Genomic DNA, 16886 nt, shown 5'->3' with positions numbered 1-16886 from the left:
GCCCCCGGTGCGAATCACCCCGCCCCACCCGCGGCAAGTCGGGCAGTCCCGGGGTCTCGGCCACGCCACGTGCGGCAGGGTCGGGCGTCGCGGACGGCGGATGAGGCGTCAGGCGGAGTGGGTGCCACGGCCGGACGAGTAGGGCCGCCCGCGCAGCCCGCCGGCCCGCCGGTAGGACACCGAGCCGCCGTTCGCCGCCGCCGGCAGGTCCGTGGGCCGGTCCAGCCCCATCGCCGTACGCCGGACCGCCTCCCGCTGGGCGGCCAGCCGGCGCTGCGCCTCCCGGCGGGCGGCGGCACGGCGGGCCTGCTCGCGGCGGACCTCGGCCTGCCGGGCGGCCAGCCAGGCGGCCTCCCGGGCCTGGGCCCGGCGACGACGGCGCTCGGCGAGGGCCCGGCCGCGCAGGTGGACGACGTAGACGCCGAGCAGGGCCACGGTGACCGAGAAGCCGATCCAGAATCCGGGACTGACCGCGACCACGCCGATCAGCTCGACGAAGTTGAGCAGCAGCAGGGCGGCCAGCACCCGGCGCCGGCGGTAGACGGCGGGCGTGTGCGGCCGGCGCGGCGGCTGGTTCCGTCGACGGGACCGACGGTCGGCCGGCGGGACGGCGCGCAGCCGGCTCGGCCGGCGGGGCGCGGGAGGCGCGGAGACCGGCGCGGAAAGACCACCGGTAGTCACATCCTCACTGAGGGTGACAACCAGGGCGCGTGAGGGGTTGACCGGTCGCCGGCCGGGGACAGTGCGACGCCGCCGGCGACGCTGGAGCACCCGCGCCGTCGACTGCGCCCGCTCCGCCACCAGCCGCTCGGTGGCGTCGTACCGACGGACCAGCGCCGGAGCGAGGGCGAGCAGGCCGGCGGCGGCGAGGACGGCGAGGAGCACCGAGGTCGGCACCCTCACCCCTCCCGTCACCGAATTCGGGGCGAGCGCCGCTCGGCCGCAACTTCTTCCGCTGACCGTCGTTTACGGCGCAGATCGTGCGGCGCGGCAGCGCTTGCCACAGCTTGCAGTCACTTGAGGTTACGGGCCGCCGACGCGGATGACAGCGCGCCGCGCCGGGAACGCCAGGGTGGGCCGCTTCACCCCGCGAGGTTGCGCACCCGGTGCCAACGGGCCAGCAGGCCACCCTCCGCGGCGACTTCTTCGCTGGTCATCGCGTATCCGATGTGGTCACGCCAGGCGCCGTCGATGTGCATGTACCGCACGTGGTACGACTCCTCGCGGAAGCCCAGCTTCTCCACCACCCGCCGGGACGGTCGGTTCTCCGGCCGGATGTTCACCTCGATCCGGTGCAGGCCGCCCGGCCCGAAGGCGTGGTCGACGGCGAGCGCCATCGCGGTGGGGATCACGCCCTGACCGGCCACCCGGGAGTCCACCCAGTAGCCCACGTAGCCGGAGCAGAACGCGCGGCGCACGATGCTGCCCACGTTCAGGTGCCCGACCAGCCGCTCCCGGCCGCCCTCGCGCAGGCAGACCGCGAACGGCATCCCCTCACCGGTACGCGCCGACCGCCGCTGGTCCTTGTGGACCCAACGGAACGCGGCCGGGGAGTTCATCTCGTCCCAACCACCCGGCAGATGCGACTCCCAGGGGGACAACCAGGCCTGGTTCGCCCGGCGTACCTCCGACCAGGCCACCGCGTCCGACCGCCGGTACGGCCGCAGCAGCACCGGCCCGTCGGCCAGCTCCACCGGCCACCCCGCCGGCCGCCGCAACCAGCTCACCGGCGCCGGTCCAGCAGGAGGACGTCCACCGTGGAGCCCGCCGCCGCCGTGGTGACCCGCTCGCCGAGCACCATGAGACCGTTCGCCTCGGCCAGCCCGGAGAGGGTGAACGGGCCGCCGGGCAGCGGCTGCACGGTGTAGCCGCCGCCGCGCCGCTCCGCCACGTGCGCGGGCCGGAACTCGCGCAGCCCCACCGGCGAGGTGATCGTCTCCAGCAGGTGCGCCCGCACGCTCGGACGGAACACCGGCTCGGCGCCGGCCAGCAGGTTGATCGCCGGCCGGGCCAGCACCTCGAAGCCGATCAGCGCGGCGCCCGGCTCACCGGGCAGGCAGACCACCGGCACCTCCTCGGCGCCGACCGTGCCGAAGCCCAGGGCCGTACCGGGATAGAGGGCGACCTCGGTGAAGGTCACCGGCCCGGCCCGGGTGCCCTCGCGGCGGGACAGGATCCGGCGGACCATGTCGCCCGGCCCGGTGCCGGTGCCGCCGGTGGTGATGATCAGGTCGGCCCGCAGGGTCTGGTCCTCCAGCAGGCCACGCAGCCCTTCCGGGTCGTCGTCGCAGATCCCCACCCGGTACGCGAGCGCGCCGACCTCGGCGGCGGCGGCGGTCAGCGCGTGCGAGTTGGCGTCCACCACCTGGCCCGGCTGGCTGCCCCGGCCCACCTCGACCAGTTCGTCGCCGGTGGCCACGATCACCACCCGGGGACTGGGCCGGACCACCACGTGCCCGATGCCGGTGGCGGCGAGCACGGCGACCAGCGCCGGCGACACGTACGTGCCGGCGCGGGCGAGCAGGGTGCCGGCGGGCAACTCCTCACCGGCCCGGCGCACCCCGTACCCCCGTTTGGGGGCGCGGAAGATCTCCACCGCGGCCATGCCCTGGTCGGTCCACTCCACCGGGACCACCACGTCCGCGGCGATCGGCAGCGGCGCCCCGGCGGCCACCGAGAAGCACGAGCCCGGGGTGAGCCGGACCGGCCGCCAGCTCGCCGCGCCCAGGTCGCCGACCACGTTCAGCCGGATGCTGCGCCCACCGGGCGCGCCGGAGGGGGCCGGGACGTAACCCGAGCCCCGGCTCCCTCCGGAGATGTCCTCCCAGCGGGCCGCGTACCCGTCCACCGCCGCCTGGTCGAACGCGGGGAACGGGTGCGGCGCGACGACGTCCTCGGCGAGGACGTTGCCGTACGCCTGGGTGAGGTCGAGGTCGAGCGGAGGCAGCGCGCGTAACCTGCGCAGCACGCTGCCCAGGTAGTCGGCGAGCGGCGTCAACTCGTTCGCGGCCGCCTCGGCGTCGGCCGTCGCGGTCATGTACTAGGCCCGCCCGACGCGTCGGAGTTGACGAACTCGGCCAGCCACTTGCGGAACTCAGGCCCGAGGTCGTCCCGCTCGGCGGCGATCTGCACCACCGTCTGGAGGTAGCCCAGCGGCATGCCGGTGTCGTAGCGGGTGCCCCGGTAGACGATCGCGTGCACCGGCACGCCCTCGTTGCGCAGGATCTCCATCGCGTCGGTCAGCTGGATCTCCCCGCCGCTGCCCGGCTCGGTACGCCGGATCGCGTCGAAGATCCGGCCCGGGAGGACGTACCGGCCGAGGACGGCCAGGTTGCTGGGGGCCTCCTCCGGGGACGGCTTCTCCACCAGGCCGGTCACCTTGACCACCTCGGCCAGGCCCTCGAACTCGGTGCCGGTCGACTCGACCGAGGCGATGCCGTAGCGGGACGTCTCCGCCGGGTCGACCTCGAAGAAGGCGAGCACGACGCCGCCGGTGCGGGCCTGCAGCTCCAGCATGGCCGGCAGCAGCGGCTCGGAGGGCTTGACGAACTCGTCGCCGAGCAGCACCGCGAAGGGCGCGTCGCCGACGTGCGACTCGGCGTACCCGACGGCGTGGCCCAGGCCGAGCTGCTCGGGCTGCCGGCAGGTGTAGATCGCGGCCAGCTCCTCGGTCCGCTTCACCGCGGCCAGCAGCTCGGGCTTCTTCGCCAGCCGCTCCTCCAGGTCGGGGCGGCGGTCGAAGTGGTCCACCATCGACGTCTTGCCCCGCCCGGTGATCAGCAGCACGTCGCTGATCCCGGCCTGGGTGGCCTCCTCGACGATGTACTGGAGCACCGGGCGGTCGACCACCGGGAGCAACTCCTTGGGCACCGCCTTGGTGGCCGGCAGGAAGCGGGTGGCCAGGCCGGCGGCCGGGATCACGGCCTTGACCGCGCGTGGACGACCGGCTGCGGCGGTCGCTGAGGGGTTCACTGAGTGCTCCGACATGTCGCGAGACTATCGGCCACGGCTCTGCCGCGGCGGGTGAGGACCGGAAGACGCGCCGCCCGGAGCCGGGGCGGCGCCGCCCGGACCGGCCCGCGCGGCGTCGGGGCGGGCCGCCGCCGGATCGGGCGTACCGGCGCGGGGCAGGCCGTCGGCTGGGCTGCTCGCCGCCGCCGGCACGGTGATCTCGTCGGTGGCCGGCCGGGCCCCCGGCTCGGCCAGCCGCCAGGTGTCCCGGCCGGCCGCCTTCGCCGCGTAGAGCGCGTCGTCGGCGGCGTCGAGGACCCGCTGCCCGTTGGTGGCGTGGTCCGGGTAGACGGCGATCCCGATGGAGACGGTGACCGGCACCGGGACGGGCGCGCCACCGTGCCCGTCGACCGGGATCGGGCTGTCCCGGACCACCGCGCCGAGGCGTTCCGCGACGATCGTGGCCCCCCGCGCGTCGGTCTCCGGCAGCAGCAGCACGAACTCCTCGCCGCCCTGCCGGAAGGCCAGGTCGACCTCGCGGATCTCGCCGCGGACCCGGCGGGCGAACTCGGCCAGCACGGTGTCCCCGGCCGCGTGCCCCCAGGTGTCGTTGACGTCCTTGAACCGGTCCAGGTCCAGCGCCAGGACGCTGAGCATCCGGCCGAACCGGCTGGCCCGCTCCACCTCCCGCCGGATCGACTCCCGCAGGTAGCGGTAGTTCCACAACCCGGTCAGCGGGTCGGTCAGCGACAACCGCTGCGCCTCCTCGTGCACCCGGACGTTCTCCACCGCCACCGCGGCGTGCCCGGCGAAGGTCCGCAGGGTGACCAGGTCGTCGTCGTCGAACTCGTCCGCGCCGACCCGGTCGTAGAGGGCGAGCACCCCGAGGGCGCCGCCGGCCCCGGTGGCGTCCGCGCCGTGCCGGCCCACCGGGTCCGCGCCACCGCGGCCGGTCGGGTCGGCCACGCCGGGGGTGGCGAACGGCACCGCGATGTACGTCTCGCAGCGCGGCTCCCCCGTCGACCCCGCCGACGGCTCCACCCGGCCCCGCTGCGCCACCCCGGTCGCGGCGACCGCACCCACCACCCCGGCGCCCACCGGCACCCGCAACGAAGCCGGCTCGACGTCCCGGCACCGCCCGGCCAGCCCTTCGGCGCACTGCCCGACCAGCACTCCCTCACCGTCGAGCAGCAGCACCGCCCCGGCCCGGGCCCCGGTGGCCGCGATGGCGCTGTGCAGGATCACCCGCAGGATCCGCTGGAGGTCGTGCGTGCTGGCCAGGGTGTCGCCGAGCACCGCCAGGTGGCCGCGCAGCTGGTCCCGGCTGCTGGTCAGCGCCGTCACGTAGGTGCCGGTCTCCCGGGCCATCCGGTTGAACGCCCCGGCCAGCCGGCCGATCTCGTCCCGGCTGCGCACCGGCACCCGCGCGGTCAGGTCGCCCCGGGCGACCCGGTCCACCGCCCCGGCCAGCTCCACCAGCGGCCGGGTGGTCACCCGGGCCAGCCGCCCGGCCGCCAGCACGGCCAGCAGCGCGGCGATCAGCACCGCGCCGGCCAGCGCGGCGTACAGGCCGGGGGGACGCTCGCCGGGGACGGAGAGCACCAGCGGCAGCGGCTGGCCGTCGGCCGGTCCGATCCGGCGGACGTACCGGCCGTCCCCGGTCTGCGTCACCGTCTCCCCGTCGGCGCGGCGGGCGGCGGCGAGCACCGCCTCGCGTACCGCCGTCGCCTCGGTGGTCTGTGCCATCCGGGCCGGGTCGCCGTCGAGCAGGGTGACCGCGGCGCCCGTGACACCGGCGAGCCGGGCCACGAACGCCGGGTCGACCGCCTGCGCGGCGGCGACCGTGCCGAGCGCCGTACCGGCGGGGTCGCGCAGGTCGACCCGGGCGGTGAGCGCCCGGACCGGCCCGACCGCCGACCGGCCCGCCGTGCAGTCCCGCCACGGGGTGGGCGGGGCGCCCGGGGTGGCGTACGTCGTCGCGCCGGTCACGTCGGTGATCATCACGGCGGCGGCGAGCCCCCGGCCGACCGCCTGCCCGGCGGCGGCGGCCCGACTCGCCGCGTCGGGGTGCAGGGCGACCGCGTCGGCGGCGGCGCGCAGCTGCTGGCAGAGGGCGTCGACGGAGGTACGGGCGGCGGCCGCGGCCAGGCCGAGCCGTTCGGTGGCGCGACTGCGGTCCAGGGCGGTGATCGTCGAGCCGACGAAGAAGGCGCCGAGCAGCACCGGGCCGAGCACCACCGCGAGGAAGGCGGCGGTCAGTCGCCCGCGTAGCGTCACGCTTCCCCCCGGAAGTTCCGCCCGACCCTGCGATGCTGACACAGAGCGACCGCTGGACGAGCGTTGCGTCAGGAGTGTTGCGTGCCGGATTTTTCTGATGGAGCGGAACCGACCCACGAGGCGAAGCGCCGGACCCGGGTGGAGCTGCTCGCCCGCCGTCGGCGCCTGACGCCGACCGACCGGAGCGCCGCCGCCGGGCGCGTCCAGGCCGAGCTCGCCGACCTGGTACGCCGGCTACGCCCGACCCGGATCACGGCGTACGTGCCGGTGGGCACCGAGCCGGGCGGCCCGGACCTGCCGGCGGCGCTGCTGGCGGCGCTGCCGGCCGGTGGCGAACTGCTGCTCCCGGTGCTCCGCGACGACCTCGACCTGGACTGGGCGCGGTGCACCGACCCCGGCTCGCTGGTGGCGGCGGGACGCGGCCTGCGGGAGCCGGCCGGGCCACGGCTCGGCACCGGGGCGGTCGCCACCGCCGCGCTGGTGGTGGTGCCGGCGCTGGCGGTGGACGCCCGCGGCGTCCGGCTGGGCCGCGGCGGTGGCTCGTACGACCGGGCGCTGGCCCGGGTGCCGGCGGCGACGCTGACCGTGGCCCTGCTGCACGACGGCGAGCTGGTCGAGGGGCTGCCCGGCGAGCCGCACGACCGTCCGGTCCGCGCGGTGATCACGCCCTCGGGTGGGCTCCGTACCCTTGGCGCGGCTCCCGGTGTCGATCCCGGCACTTCCGCTGGACGAACCCGGGTCCCATGACGCACCATTGGCACTCGAATACTGCGAGTGCCAACCGGCCGATCCAGATCCGGAGGAAGACGTGCCCACGTACCAGTACGCCTGCACCGCGTGCGGCCACCAGCTCGAGGCGGTGCAGTCCTTCTCCGACGAGCCGCTGACCGAGTGCCCCGCGTGCGAGGGGCGGCTGCGCAAGGTCTTCAACTCCGTCGGCGTCGTCTTCAAGGGCTCCGGCTTCTACCGGACCGACTCCCGCTCGTCGGGCTCGGAGAGCAAGAGCAGCAGCTCGGGCAGCAGCACCAAGTCCGACTCGTCCTCCTCGTCTTCGTCGTCCTCGTCGTCCGGTTCGTCGTCGAGCACCGGCACCGGCTCGTCCGGCGGCTCCGGCTCGTCCGGCGGCGGTTCGGCGAGCAAGGCGCCGGCCGCCAGCACCACCTCCTGACGCCCCCGCCGGGGCCGACCCCCGGCTGACGCCGAGCCCGGCCCTGGCCGGGCTCGGCGCCGTCTACGGCAACTCGGCCCCTCCTCTCGCGGCACCAGCGCAAGGTACGGCGGACCCGCCCCGGCGACGCCGTGGAGCCCTCGGCCGCGTAGCAGATCGAGAGCCGCTGCGGGGGGCTGTCCACAGGCACCCCCGTTGTCCACAGGTCGCCGCCGACCCGCCCGCCGAGGGTCCGCCCCGACCTAGCCTCTCCGCCACAGGAGATCGACGGGCGACGGGCGGGAGGGTGCCATGGCCGACGATGCGGGCTCACTGCGGCCGGTGCGCCGGCCCCGGCTGCCCCGGGGCAGCACCCTGCTGCGTGCCGGACTGGTGGCGGCACTGCTCGGCCTGGCGGCGGCGGTCCTGCAGACCCCGGCCGGCTGCCCGCCGGCCCCCTCGCAGACGACAGCTCCCGGCGCGGCGCGGCACCAGCCGCCCGGCGGCGCCGACCCGGATCGACCGGCCCCCGCCGGCTCGGCGGGCACACCGGGCCAGCCGACCCCGGCCGGCGCACCCGGCCAGCCCGGCACGGGCGGAGCGAGCCGACCGGGCGGGAACGGCGGAGCGAGCCAGCCGGGCGCGGATGACGAAGCGAGCCAGCCGGGCGCGGACACCGGGGCCGGCCGGTCGGGCACCGGCGGCGCGCTGCCCCTGCCGTCCGGCGCGGTCGGCGTACCGGTGCGGCTGGCCGAGCCGGCCGCCCTCGCAGTGCTCCGGCCGGGGGCCCGGGTCGACCTGCTGGTCGTGCCGGCCGGCGGCCGGGCCGGCGAGGCCGTGCTGCTGGCCTCGGGCGCACAGGTCCTCGACGTGGTGGGCGCGGCGGCGCTGGACGGCTCGTCGGCCCTCTACCTGGCCCTCACTCCGGGGCAGGCGCAGCGGGCCGTCGGCCAGCCGGAGGGCAGTCGCTTCGCCGTGGTGGTACGCGGATGAGGGAACAGCCGCGCCGTCAGTCCCAGTGCGGCGGCCGCTCGGCCAGCAGCCAGTCGTCGTTGCCTCCGGCGCGTTCGCCCCAGCCCCGGTCGGTGTCGTCGGCCGTCTGCTCGGGCAGCACCACGAAGTCGTCGCTGAGGTCGACGGCGCGGTCGTCGTCGCCGCGCGCCTGCATGCCGGGGTCCTCGCTGCTCACGAGCGGCAAGACTAGTCCAGCGGGGGCCGCCACGACAGGTGGATGCGGGCGGCGCCACGACGGCGTTGGTAGCGTCGGACGGCGTGACGACCCCCAGCGGCGCCAGCCCCGACGACGACTACTGGCGGCGACCGGAACCGGGCGCCGGCCCGCCCGACTCCCCGACGTCGGCGCCGACCAGCCCGCCGGGCGGACCAGCCACCGGCGGAGCAGCCACCGGCGGAGCAGCCACCGGCGGAGCAGCCACCGGCGGAGCAGCCACCGGCGGGTACACCGGCCCGCCGCCGACCAGCCCACCGCCACCCGGCTGGCGCCCACCGGTACATGTCCAGGGGACACCGCCGCGCCGGCTGCCGCCGCAGGACATGGCCGCGCTCGACGCCGACGAACAGCGGGCCCAGCGGTTCACCTGGGGAATGGGCGCGGTGGCCGGGGTGGTGCTGCTTCTGCTGCTCTGCCTGCTCTGCTCCCGGGCGTTCCTGCGCGGCTGACCCCCACCGGAGCCAGCGCGCCCGAGCCACCGCGCCCGCTGGCAGGGCTAGCTAGAGCGTGTTGCCCCAGACCGCCTGGGCTCCGGAGTCACCGGTCAGGTACGCGTAGACCAGCGCGAAGGCCGCCAGCACGGCCACCACCACGATCAGCGCCGGCACCGCCCAGCGGGGCAACTGCGGCACGCGAGGGTGGTTGCTGGTCAGCACCAGCAGCACCAGCGCGGCGACGGCCAGCCCGACGGTGAACCAGAGCAGGTTCTCGCCGTACTCGGAATGCTCGTGGATCTTCTCCAGCGCCTGGGCCGGGTACCCGCGCTCCTCGAGCACCTCCTCGAATGCCTCGCCGGACTCGGTGGCCACGAACGCGAAGATCGGGGCGAGCACGGCGAGGACGGCCACCGCCCACCCGAGGCGGGACCGCCAGCGGGGCAGCACGCCGTAGGCGACGGCGAGCAGCGCCAGCAGCGGGACAAGCACGACAACGGCATGGACGACCAGGATGTGACCTGGCAGCCCGTTGATCTCCCTGAACACCGACACCTCCGGCAGTCGTCGCGGCTCGCGCGATGATCAGCGTACGACGGGGGACAGCCCGTCGCTCTCCGTCGATCCGTTACACGCCGGAACGGACCGACCGGTTCACTCCGCGGCGAGGCCGTGTGGTGGGGGCCACGCACCAGTTGGCTCGGTTGTCGCCCCGGCGGACGCGTGCTGTCATTGACCCATGTCCAGCGGCGAGGAACTGCTCCGGTCGAGGGGCCTTCGGGTCACCCGTCCGCGCCTCGCCGTCCTCGACGTGCTGGCCGGCGGGGGGCACCTGGAGGTCGAGGAGATCACCCGGCAGGTCCGCGAACGCCTCGACTCCGTCTCCACCCAGGCGGTCTACGACGTGCTCGGCGCCCTCTCCCGGGCCGGCCTGTCCCGGCGCATCGAACCGGCCGGCAGCCCCGCCCGGTACGAGGCACGGGCCGGGGACAACCACCACCACGTGGTCTGCCGGAGCTGCGGCGAGATCGCCGACGTGGACTGCGCCGTGGGCGCCGCCCCCTGCCTCGACCCGTCCAGCGCGGACGGCTTCGAGGTCGACGAGGCGGAAGTGACCTTCTGGGGGCTCTGCCCCGGCTGCCAGGCCCGGCGTTCGGTCGACGACTGACGCGGGGCGGCCCGGCCGACGGCGTGGCACTCTTGGTCGGTGGACTCCGATGACCTCGGCCTGTTCGGTCCCGGTTCGGTCACGTGGAAGCTGCACGAGGAACCGATCCTGATCGTCGCCGGCCTCCGCTCGCTCTATCTCCAGGCGTTGCACCCGCGGGCGATGGCCGGGGTGGCGCAGAACAGCAACTACCGCCGGGACGCCTGGGGCCGCCTGGTCCGCACCGCCAACTACGTGGGCACCACCGTGTACGGCACCACCGCCGAGGCGGAGGAGGCCGGCCGGCGGCTGCGTGCGCTGCACTCGCGGCTGCGCGCCACCGACCCGTTCACCGGTGAGCAGTTCCGGATCGACCAGCCCGACCTGCTGCGCTGGGTGCACGTCACCGAGGTCGAGTCGTTCCTGAGCACCGCCCGGCGGGCCGGGCTGGCCCTCACCGACGCCGAGGTGGACCGCTACTACACCGAGCAGCGCCGCTCGGCCGCCCTGGTCGGGCTGGACCCGCAGGACGTGCCCGGCACCGCCGCCGAGGTGGACGACTACTACCGCCGGGTCCGGCCGGAGCTGCGGATGACGAAGGAGGCGGCCGAGACGGCGCTCTTCCTCACCGCCCCGCCGATCCCGTGGAAGCTGAGCCGGCCGGTCAAGCTCGGCCTGCACCTGGGGCCGCCGCGGTGGGCGTACCTGGGGATCGCCGGCACCGCGCTGGGCCTGCTGCCGGCCTGGGCCCGCCGGATGTACGGCGGTCTGGGCCTGCCGACCACCGCGCTCTCGGCCGACCTGAGCGTCCGGGCCCTCCGCCTCGCCCTGGCCGCGGTCCCGCGCCGCTACCGCGAGGGCCCCCTCCAGCAGACCGCCAAGGCCCGCGCGGCCCGGCTCGCCACGGCACCCTCCTGACGGATCAGCCGGCGGGATCCGGGCGGTCGACGGCGGCCCAGGGCTCCCTGGCCGGGGTCTGGGCACCGGTGGGGCAGACCCGCCGGTAGTCGCACCAGCCGCAGCGGGGGCCCGGACTGGTGGGGAAGGCGTCGTCGGGGTCGGCGCCGTCGGTGACCGACCGTTCGGCGGCCATGATGTCCCGAGCGGTCGCCTCGGCCCGGTCGAGCTGCCGCGCCAGCGAGTCGGCGGTGTGGTCGTGGGCGGCGACCGTGCCGGTGGGCAGGTGGTGCAGCTCGACCCGGCGGCACGGCCGGCGGAACGTCCGCTCGGCGGCGTACGCGTAGAGCGCCAGCGCCTGGGAGCCGCGCGCGTCGTCGGCGTCGAGCCCGGTGCGGCCGGTCTTGTAGTCGACGATCACCAGCTCGGGCCCGTCCGGGCCGGGGCGGGAGTCGATCCGGTCGGTCCGGCCGTTGAAGGCGAGCACCGCGGTGCGGACCGCCACCACCCGTTCGACGCCGAGCGGTTCGTCGGCCGGGTCGAGGCCGGCCACGTACGACTCCAGCCAGCCCAGCGCCCGCCGGTAGGCGGCCCGTTCCTGCTCGTCGTCGCGGTAGCCCTCGCGCACCCAGGTGCCGCGCAGCAGGGCGGGCAGCGCCTCCGGCCGGCGCCGCTCGGCGGGCAGCGCGTACCAGTTCTTCAGGGCGGTGTGCACGCTGGCGCCGAGGGAGTTGTGCGCCCACGGTGGCCCCTTGGGCGGGGCCGGCCGGTCGACGTAGGAGTAACGGTAGCGGCGCGGGCAGTCCTCGTACGCGCCGAGCTTGCTCGGCGTGCACACGAAGAGCCGTTCCGGCATGCCCGCGAAGCCGAGCTGCTCGGGCTGGTCGGTGGCGCGGGGACGGGGAGCCCGGCCACCGGTGCCGGGACGACCGGTTGGGGAGGATCGGTCGGCCGGGGAGGATCGTCGCACCCCGCGATCCTGCCACCCCGGTACGACAGTCGCCGGCCGGGCCCGCCGGCGGTCAGGCCATCCGGATGTACTGGGTGACGAAGGCGGCGACGGCGTCCGCGATGAGCTGGACGGCGATCGCGGCGAGCAGCAGGCCGGCGATCCGGGTGAGCACCTCGATGCCGCCGGGCCGGAGGATCTTCACGATGCCGCCGGAGAAGCGAAGCACGATCCAGACCGCCACCATCACGGCCACGATGGCGGCGGCGATGGCCGAGAAGTCGCGGAATCCCTGGGCCTGCTGGACGAAGAGCATGGTCGCGACGATCGCGCCGGGGCCCGCGAGCAGCGGGGTGCCGAGCGGCACCAGCGCGATGTTCGAGGTGACCTGCTGACTCGGGTCGTCCGCCTTGCCGGTGAGCAGCTCCAGGGCGACCAGCACCAGCAGCAGGCCACCGGCGGCCTGCAACGCGGGCAGGTCCACGTGCAGGTACGCCAGGAGCGTCTGCCCGGCCACCGCGAAGATCACGATCACGCCGAGCGCCAGCGCCACCGCCTGCCAGGCGGCCCGGTTCCGGTCGCGCGCGGGCAGCGGCCCGGTGAGCGCGAGGAAGATGGGCATCATGCCCGGCGGGTCGGTGATGACCAGCAGGGTCACGAAGACCTCGCCGAAGAGCTTGAGATCCACCCGGACACGGTAGCCGCGCGGGTGCGACAGGATCAGGTCGAAATGACCGGGGTCACCCCGCCGGCCTCCGCGACGATCCGCTCGTACGCCTGCGGCCCGGTGGTGTGCGCGCCCAGCCGGACGGTCTTGTGGCTGCCGTGGAAGTCCGACGAGCCGGTCACCAGCAGGCCCAGCTCGGCGGCGAGCCCGCGGACATGCGCCCGCTCGGCCGGAGTGTGGTCCTCGTGGTCGGCCTCCAACCCGGCCAGGCCGGCCGCCGCCAGCTCGGCGATCAGCTCGTCGGGGACGATCCGGCCGCGCCGGGAGGCCCGCGGGTGGGCGAAGACGGGCACCCCGCCGGCCGCCCGGACCAGGGCGACCGCCCGGAACACGTCGATGTCCTCCTTGGGCAGCCGGTACCGCTCCCCCAGCCAGTCCGGGCCGAACGCCTCGGTGGTGGTGGCGACCAGGCCAGCGCGGATCAGCGCCGCGGCGATGTGCGGGCGGCCCACCGTCCCGCCGGCCGCGCCGGTGAGGATCTCCGTCCAGCTCACGTCGATCCCGTCGGCCTGGAGCAGCCGGACGATCCGCTCGCCCCGCTCCCGTCGGGCCTGCCGGACCCGGGCCAGCTCGGCGACCAGCTCCGGCTCCGCCGGATCGAACAGGTACGCCAGCAGGTGCAGCGGCAGGGCCGGCTCCACCCCGTGCCACCGGCAGGAGAGTTCCGCGCCGCGGACCAGGGACAGGCCGGGGGGCAACGCCCGGACCGCCGCGTCCCACCCGGACGTGGTGTCGTGGTCGGTGATCGCGACGACGTCCAGCCCCGCCTCGGCGGCGGCGCGTACCAGCTCGGCGGGGGTGAGGGTGCCGTCGCTGGCGGTCGAGTGCGCGTGCAGGTCGATCCGGGCGCCGGCCGGCACGGTTGGCGGGGTCATCGCCCGACGCTACCGGGACGACCGGCGGCAGGTTCAGCGGGCGGCGCCGGTCACCACCACGGGTCGGCTGCCCGGCGTCACCCCGGTGACCGCGTCGCCGGTGGCCCGCTCCCCGGCGAGCACCCGGTCGACCCGGACCCGGACCAGTCCACCGGCGCCGTCGACGTACACGGTGGAGGTGGGCGACACCCAGGAGGCGTCGGCGGTCAGCGGTGGGCCGGCGGGGCGGACGGGCGCCGAGCCCAGACCGGTCAGGTCCACCAGCAGCGCCTGGTCGCCGACGTCACCGGCCGTCCGGCCGTTGAGCAGCAGCCAACGACCGTCGGGGGACACCGCACCCCGGCCGTCGTCGCTGACCGTGACGGCGCAGTCGGTGCGGGTCGGGGTGAGGTGGTGGGCCGTGTCCAGCAGCGCCAGGCAGGCGCGCCGGGGCTGGCCGGCGAGGACCTGCGCGACCAGTTGGCCACCGGGTCCCACCCCGTAGACGGCGGTGGTGCCGCGGTCGGTGCCGGACGGCAGCGGGCCGGTTCCGGGCCGCCACAGCGCGTACCCGGGGCGGAGCGTGTCGGGGCGGACCACGACCGTGGCCCCCAGGAAACCGGTGGGGACGGCGCGGGCCGGCGCCGGGACGCGGATCGTCGCCACCAGTTGACCGCCGACGATCCCGGCGGCCACCAGTTCGCGGCCGTCACGCCAGGCAACCTGCCCCCCGTCGGGCGAGAGGGCGATCGCCCGCGCGCCGGCCAGCAGCACCCGGGGGGCCGTTCCCGGCCGCACCGACCAGAGCGTCCGGCCGGCCACCGTCTCGGGGCCGACCACCAGCCAGCCGTCGGCGCCGGCCACCCGCTGGGCCCGGTCCACCGGCCCGACGCCGGTCAAATCCACCCGCTGGCCGTTGCTGGAGGTCAGCGTGGCGCCGACGATCAGGTCGACCTCGGCGCGGACCGGCCCACCGGTGGGCGGGTCGACGGGGCCGGCGGGTGCTCCGGTGGCGTCCGGGTCGACCACCACCACGACCGGCCCGGCCGTCCCGCCGGTCGGGCCGCCGAAGTGGCCGAGGGCGGCGGTGGCGAGCGCGGTGACCACGGCGGCGGCAGCGGTGCCGGCGGCTGCCCGCCGGCGGCGGCTCCGGCCGACCCGGCGGATGACCCGGTCGGCCGGGTCGGCGAGCACCGGAGCCGGCCGCCCGTCCGCCTGCCGGGAGAGCATCTCCCGCAGCGCGCGCTCCAGCTCGTCCTGCCCCACGGCGGTAGGACGCTCCGGCCGGCCCGTCCGGTTGTCGGCCGGCGGGCGGACGGCGCTCACCGGGCCTCCCGGCCGGACGCGGCGGTCGACGTGCCACCGGCCAGGGCGGTGACACGGGCCGGCCCGCCGGCCGTGGCCGCCTCGCTGGCCGGCTCGCCCGGGGCGGCCGGCCGGGTCGCGGGCCCGGCCGGCGCGGTCGGGGGCGAGACCGGCGCCGTGGGCGTGGCGGCGGCCGGCCGGGCGGGTCGGTGCGCGGGCCGCCCGGGGGTACGCGGGGCCGGCCGGGCCGGGGCGGCCGGTTCCCGCTCGGTCAGCTCCGCGGCGGCGGCCTCGCCGAGCCGGCGGCGCAACGTGCCGAGGGCGCGGGAGGTCTGACTCTTCACCGTGCCCGGGGAGATCTCCAGCAGGGCCGCGGTCTGCGCCTCGGACAGGTCCTCGTAGAAGCGCAGCACCAGCACCGCCCGCTGGCGGGCGGGCAGGGCGCTCAGGTGCCGCCACAGGACGTCCCGGTCGAGCTGCTGCTCGATCTCGTCGGTCCCGGCCCGCTCGGGCAGCACCTCGGTCGGACGCTCACCGTGCCAGCGCCGGCGCCACCAGCTCGTCGACGTGTTGACCAGGACCCGCCGGGCGTACGGCTCGATCGCCTCGATCCCACCGAGCCGCTTCCACGCCAGGTAGGTCTTGGTGAGCGCCGTCTGGAGCAGGTCCTCGGCGGTGGCCCAGTCCCCGGCGAGCAGGTACGCGGTGCGCAGCAGGGCGGCGGAGCGCGCCGCGACGAACTCACGGAACTCCTCCTCCAGGGGATCCCTGGCAGCCACCGGTACCTCCTCGCCCCGTCCTGCCTGGCAGGTTGCCATGGCCGGGCGGGTCGGGTCGAGGGCAAATGGTGCGAGCTTCCGACGATGTTCGGTCGGAAAGTTTCACGCCCCGTCGTCTGCCTTGGCCTCGTCCGCCTCCTTGCCCAACCGCGCCTCGACCGCCTGCGGCTCGTACATCTCCTCGACGACGCGCAGGTAGAGCTCGTTGGGGTTGGGCAGATTCTTGATCTCGCGCAGGGCCTGCTCCTGGCCGGCGGACTCCAGCACGAAGGTGCCGTAGTTGAGCGCACGACCGGTCGGGGTCTGCTCGTACTTCATGTCGGTGACCCGGACCAGCGGCATCATGGCGACCCGGCGGGTGACGATGCCGTTGACGACCATCACCCGTTTGTTGGTCAGGATGAAGCGGTCGTACCACCAGTCGGCGACCCGCCAGGCGACCCAGCCCATCACCGCGAACCAGAGCAGCACCGCGATGGTGGTGAGCGCCCCGACGTCCCGGCCGGCGAGGAAGCCGGAGAGGTAGCCGAGGACGAACGTCGCGGCGACGCCGATCAGCAGCGGTGTGGAGAGATGGATCCAGTGGCGCTTCCACTCGCCCCGGTAGCGCTCGGTGGGGAAGAGGTAGCGGGCCACCAGCGAGCTGGGCTCGTCCTCCAGGGGCAGCACCCGGCGGGGGCCGAGCGGCATGCCGGAGGCGTCCACCCGCAGGCCGGACAGCTCCTCCTCGGAGATGACCGGCGGCTCGTCCGGGTCACGCGCCCAGGCCCGCCCCTCGCCGGCGTAGCCCGGACCTGGACCGTAGCCGATGTCGTCCGAAAGGGAGGGACCATCGGACAGCCCCGCACCGGATCCGTAGCCCGGCCCGTCGTCGGGCCGGTGCCGCGGGATGGGTTCGGTGTCCCGGCGCGCCCAGTCGGGGTCGTCGGGATCGAAGGGCGGACCGGAGGGGCTTCCCATCGGCGGCTAGGCGACGAGACTGGTGAAGAAGTCGCCGAAGCCCTGAGCGATGTCCATGATGCCGCCCCCGAGGGACTTGAACACGTCCGCCGCCGAGTTGGGCCGATAGGCGACGAAGAAGATCAAGAAAGCGATTCCGGCCCAGGTGAGGACCTTCTTGACCATGGCGGGCCATCCTCTCGCGCGGCGCCGGGTCCGTTTACCGCAGCGGCACCCAGAGTATCAGGA

General features: G+C 75.8%; 20 protein-coding genes. 6 read left to right on the top strand and 14 right to left on the bottom strand.

The window, feature by feature from the left end:
• Nucleotides 1–108: 108 nt before the first annotated feature.
• The 5 genes from sepX to GA0074704_RS06685 form a co-directional block, all read right to left on the bottom strand.
• Complete coding sequence (gene sepX / locus GA0074704_RS06705; RefSeq protein WP_172880463.1) at nt 109–903, bottom strand: divisome protein SepX/GlpR; 795 nt, start codon at nt 901–903, stop codon at nt 109–111.
• A gap of 179 nt (nt 904–1082) precedes the next feature.
• Nucleotides 1083–1727 carry a GNAT family N-acetyltransferase gene (locus GA0074704_RS06700; protein WP_088969687.1) on the bottom strand — a complete coding sequence of 215 codons (645 nt, stop codon included), beginning with the start codon at nt 1725–1727 and terminating at the stop codon, nt 1083–1085.
• Nucleotides 1724–3037 carry a molybdopterin molybdotransferase MoeA gene (locus GA0074704_RS06695; RefSeq protein WP_088969686.1) on the bottom strand — a complete coding sequence of 438 codons (1314 nt, stop codon included), beginning with the start codon at nt 3035–3037 and terminating at the stop codon, nt 1724–1726. Before GA0074704_RS06695 ends, GA0074704_RS06700 begins: the two co-directional genes overlap by 4 nt.
• Nucleotides 3034–3987 (bottom strand): UTP--glucose-1-phosphate uridylyltransferase, encoded by a 954-nt coding sequence (locus GA0074704_RS06690; protein ID WP_088969685.1) that lies wholly within the window; start codon nt 3985–3987, stop codon nt 3034–3036. The genes GA0074704_RS06695 and GA0074704_RS06690 overlap by 4 nt, the downstream gene beginning before the upstream one ends.
• A gap of 9 nt (nt 3988–3996) precedes the next feature.
• Nucleotides 3997–6228 (bottom strand): GGDEF domain-containing protein, encoded by a 2232-nt coding sequence (locus GA0074704_RS06685; protein WP_172880460.1) that lies wholly within the window; start codon nt 6226–6228, stop codon nt 3997–3999.
• Between the two features lie 81 nt (nt 6229–6309).
• Between GA0074704_RS06685 and GA0074704_RS06680 the strand changes: the two genes are divergently transcribed.
• From GA0074704_RS06680 to GA0074704_RS29345, 3 genes are all read left to right on the top strand, one after another.
• Complete coding sequence (locus tag GA0074704_RS06680; protein ID WP_088969683.1) at nt 6310–6975, top strand: 5-formyltetrahydrofolate cyclo-ligase; 666 nt, start codon at nt 6310–6312, stop codon at nt 6973–6975.
• 61 nt (nt 6976–7036) lie between these two features.
• Nucleotides 7037–7396: an FmdB family zinc ribbon protein gene (locus GA0074704_RS06675; RefSeq protein WP_088969682.1), complete on the top strand. Its 360-nt coding sequence runs from the start codon at nt 7037–7039 to the stop codon at nt 7394–7396.
• Between the two features lie 291 nt (nt 7397–7687).
• Nucleotides 7688–8368, top strand: coding sequence for a flagellar biosynthesis protein FlgA (locus tag GA0074704_RS29345; RefSeq protein WP_231926774.1), 681 nt, complete (start codon nt 7688–7690; stop codon nt 8366–8368).
• 16 nt (nt 8369–8384) lie between these two features.
• Here the strand turns inward: GA0074704_RS29345 and GA0074704_RS06660 are convergent, their stop codons facing one another.
• The gene (locus tag GA0074704_RS06660; RefSeq protein ID WP_088969681.1) at nt 8385–8564 is read right to left on the bottom strand and encodes a hypothetical protein; all 180 of its coding nucleotides are present in this window, start codon (nt 8562–8564) and stop codon (nt 8385–8387) included.
• An 83-nt stretch (nt 8565–8647) separates the two neighbouring features.
• Between GA0074704_RS06660 and GA0074704_RS06655 the strand changes: the two genes are divergently transcribed.
• The gene (locus GA0074704_RS06655; RefSeq protein ID WP_088969680.1) at nt 8648–9055 is read left to right on the top strand and encodes a hypothetical protein; all 408 of its coding nucleotides are present in this window, start codon (nt 8648–8650) and stop codon (nt 9053–9055) included.
• Nucleotides 9056–9106: 51 nt separating this feature from the next.
• On the opposite strand, the gene GA0074704_RS06650 is transcribed toward GA0074704_RS06655, so the two are convergent.
• Nucleotides 9107–9589, bottom strand: a complete 483-nt coding sequence (locus tag GA0074704_RS06650; RefSeq protein WP_088973499.1) for a DUF2231 domain-containing protein — start codon at nt 9587–9589, stop codon at nt 9107–9109.
• Nucleotides 9590–9779: 190 nt separating this feature from the next.
• Here GA0074704_RS06650 and GA0074704_RS06645 point away from each other — a divergent pair, with 190 nt between their 5' ends.
• Complete coding sequence (locus tag GA0074704_RS06645; protein WP_088969679.1) at nt 9780–10208, top strand: Fur family transcriptional regulator; 429 nt, start codon at nt 9780–9782, stop codon at nt 10206–10208.
• Nucleotides 10209–10247: 39 nt separating this feature from the next.
• Entirely contained in the window at nt 10248–11105 is an 858-nt protein-coding gene (locus GA0074704_RS06640) for an oxygenase MpaB family protein (protein WP_088969678.1), read from the top strand.
• Nucleotides 11106–11109: 4 nt separating this feature from the next.
• Here GA0074704_RS06640 and GA0074704_RS06635 read toward each other — a convergent pair whose 3' ends face one another.
• From GA0074704_RS06635 to GA0074704_RS29020, 7 genes are all read right to left on the bottom strand, one after another.
• Nucleotides 11110–11940 carry a RecB family exonuclease gene (locus tag GA0074704_RS06635; protein ID WP_088969677.1) on the bottom strand — a complete coding sequence of 277 codons (831 nt, stop codon included), beginning with the start codon at nt 11938–11940 and terminating at the stop codon, nt 11110–11112.
• Between the two features lie 166 nt (nt 11941–12106).
• Complete coding sequence (locus GA0074704_RS06630) at nt 12107–12721, bottom strand: MarC family protein (protein WP_088969676.1); 615 nt, start codon at nt 12719–12721, stop codon at nt 12107–12109.
• Nucleotides 12722–12753: 32 nt separating this feature from the next.
• Nucleotides 12754–13635, bottom strand: a complete 882-nt coding sequence (locus tag GA0074704_RS06625; protein WP_088969675.1) for a PHP domain-containing protein — start codon at nt 13633–13635, stop codon at nt 12754–12756.
• A gap of 33 nt (nt 13636–13668) precedes the next feature.
• Entirely contained in the window at nt 13669–14940 is a 1272-nt protein-coding gene (locus tag GA0074704_RS06620; RefSeq protein ID WP_088969674.1) for a hypothetical protein, read from the bottom strand.
• Nucleotides 14937–15698, bottom strand: a complete 762-nt coding sequence (locus tag GA0074704_RS06615; protein ID WP_172880457.1) for a SigE family RNA polymerase sigma factor — start codon at nt 15696–15698, stop codon at nt 14937–14939. Before GA0074704_RS06615 ends, GA0074704_RS06620 begins: the two co-directional genes overlap by 4 nt.
• Nucleotides 15699–15800: 102 nt before the next feature.
• On the bottom strand, nt 15801–16658 hold the full coding sequence (locus tag GA0074704_RS06610) for a PH domain-containing protein (protein WP_088969672.1): 858 nt from the start codon (nt 16656–16658) through the stop codon (nt 15801–15803).
• 6 nt (nt 16659–16664) lie between these two features.
• Complete coding sequence (locus GA0074704_RS29020; protein WP_007455302.1) at nt 16665–16823, bottom strand: hypothetical protein; 159 nt, start codon at nt 16821–16823, stop codon at nt 16665–16667.
• Between the last annotated feature and the right edge of the window lie 63 nt (nt 16824–16886).

This window comes from Micromonospora siamensis (assembly GCF_900090305.1).
GTDB lineage: Bacteria > Actinomycetota > Actinomycetes > Mycobacteriales > Micromonosporaceae > Micromonospora > Micromonospora siamensis.
Note: the sequence above shows the minus strand (reverse complement) of the source record. Positions and strands in the feature narration are given on the sequence as shown.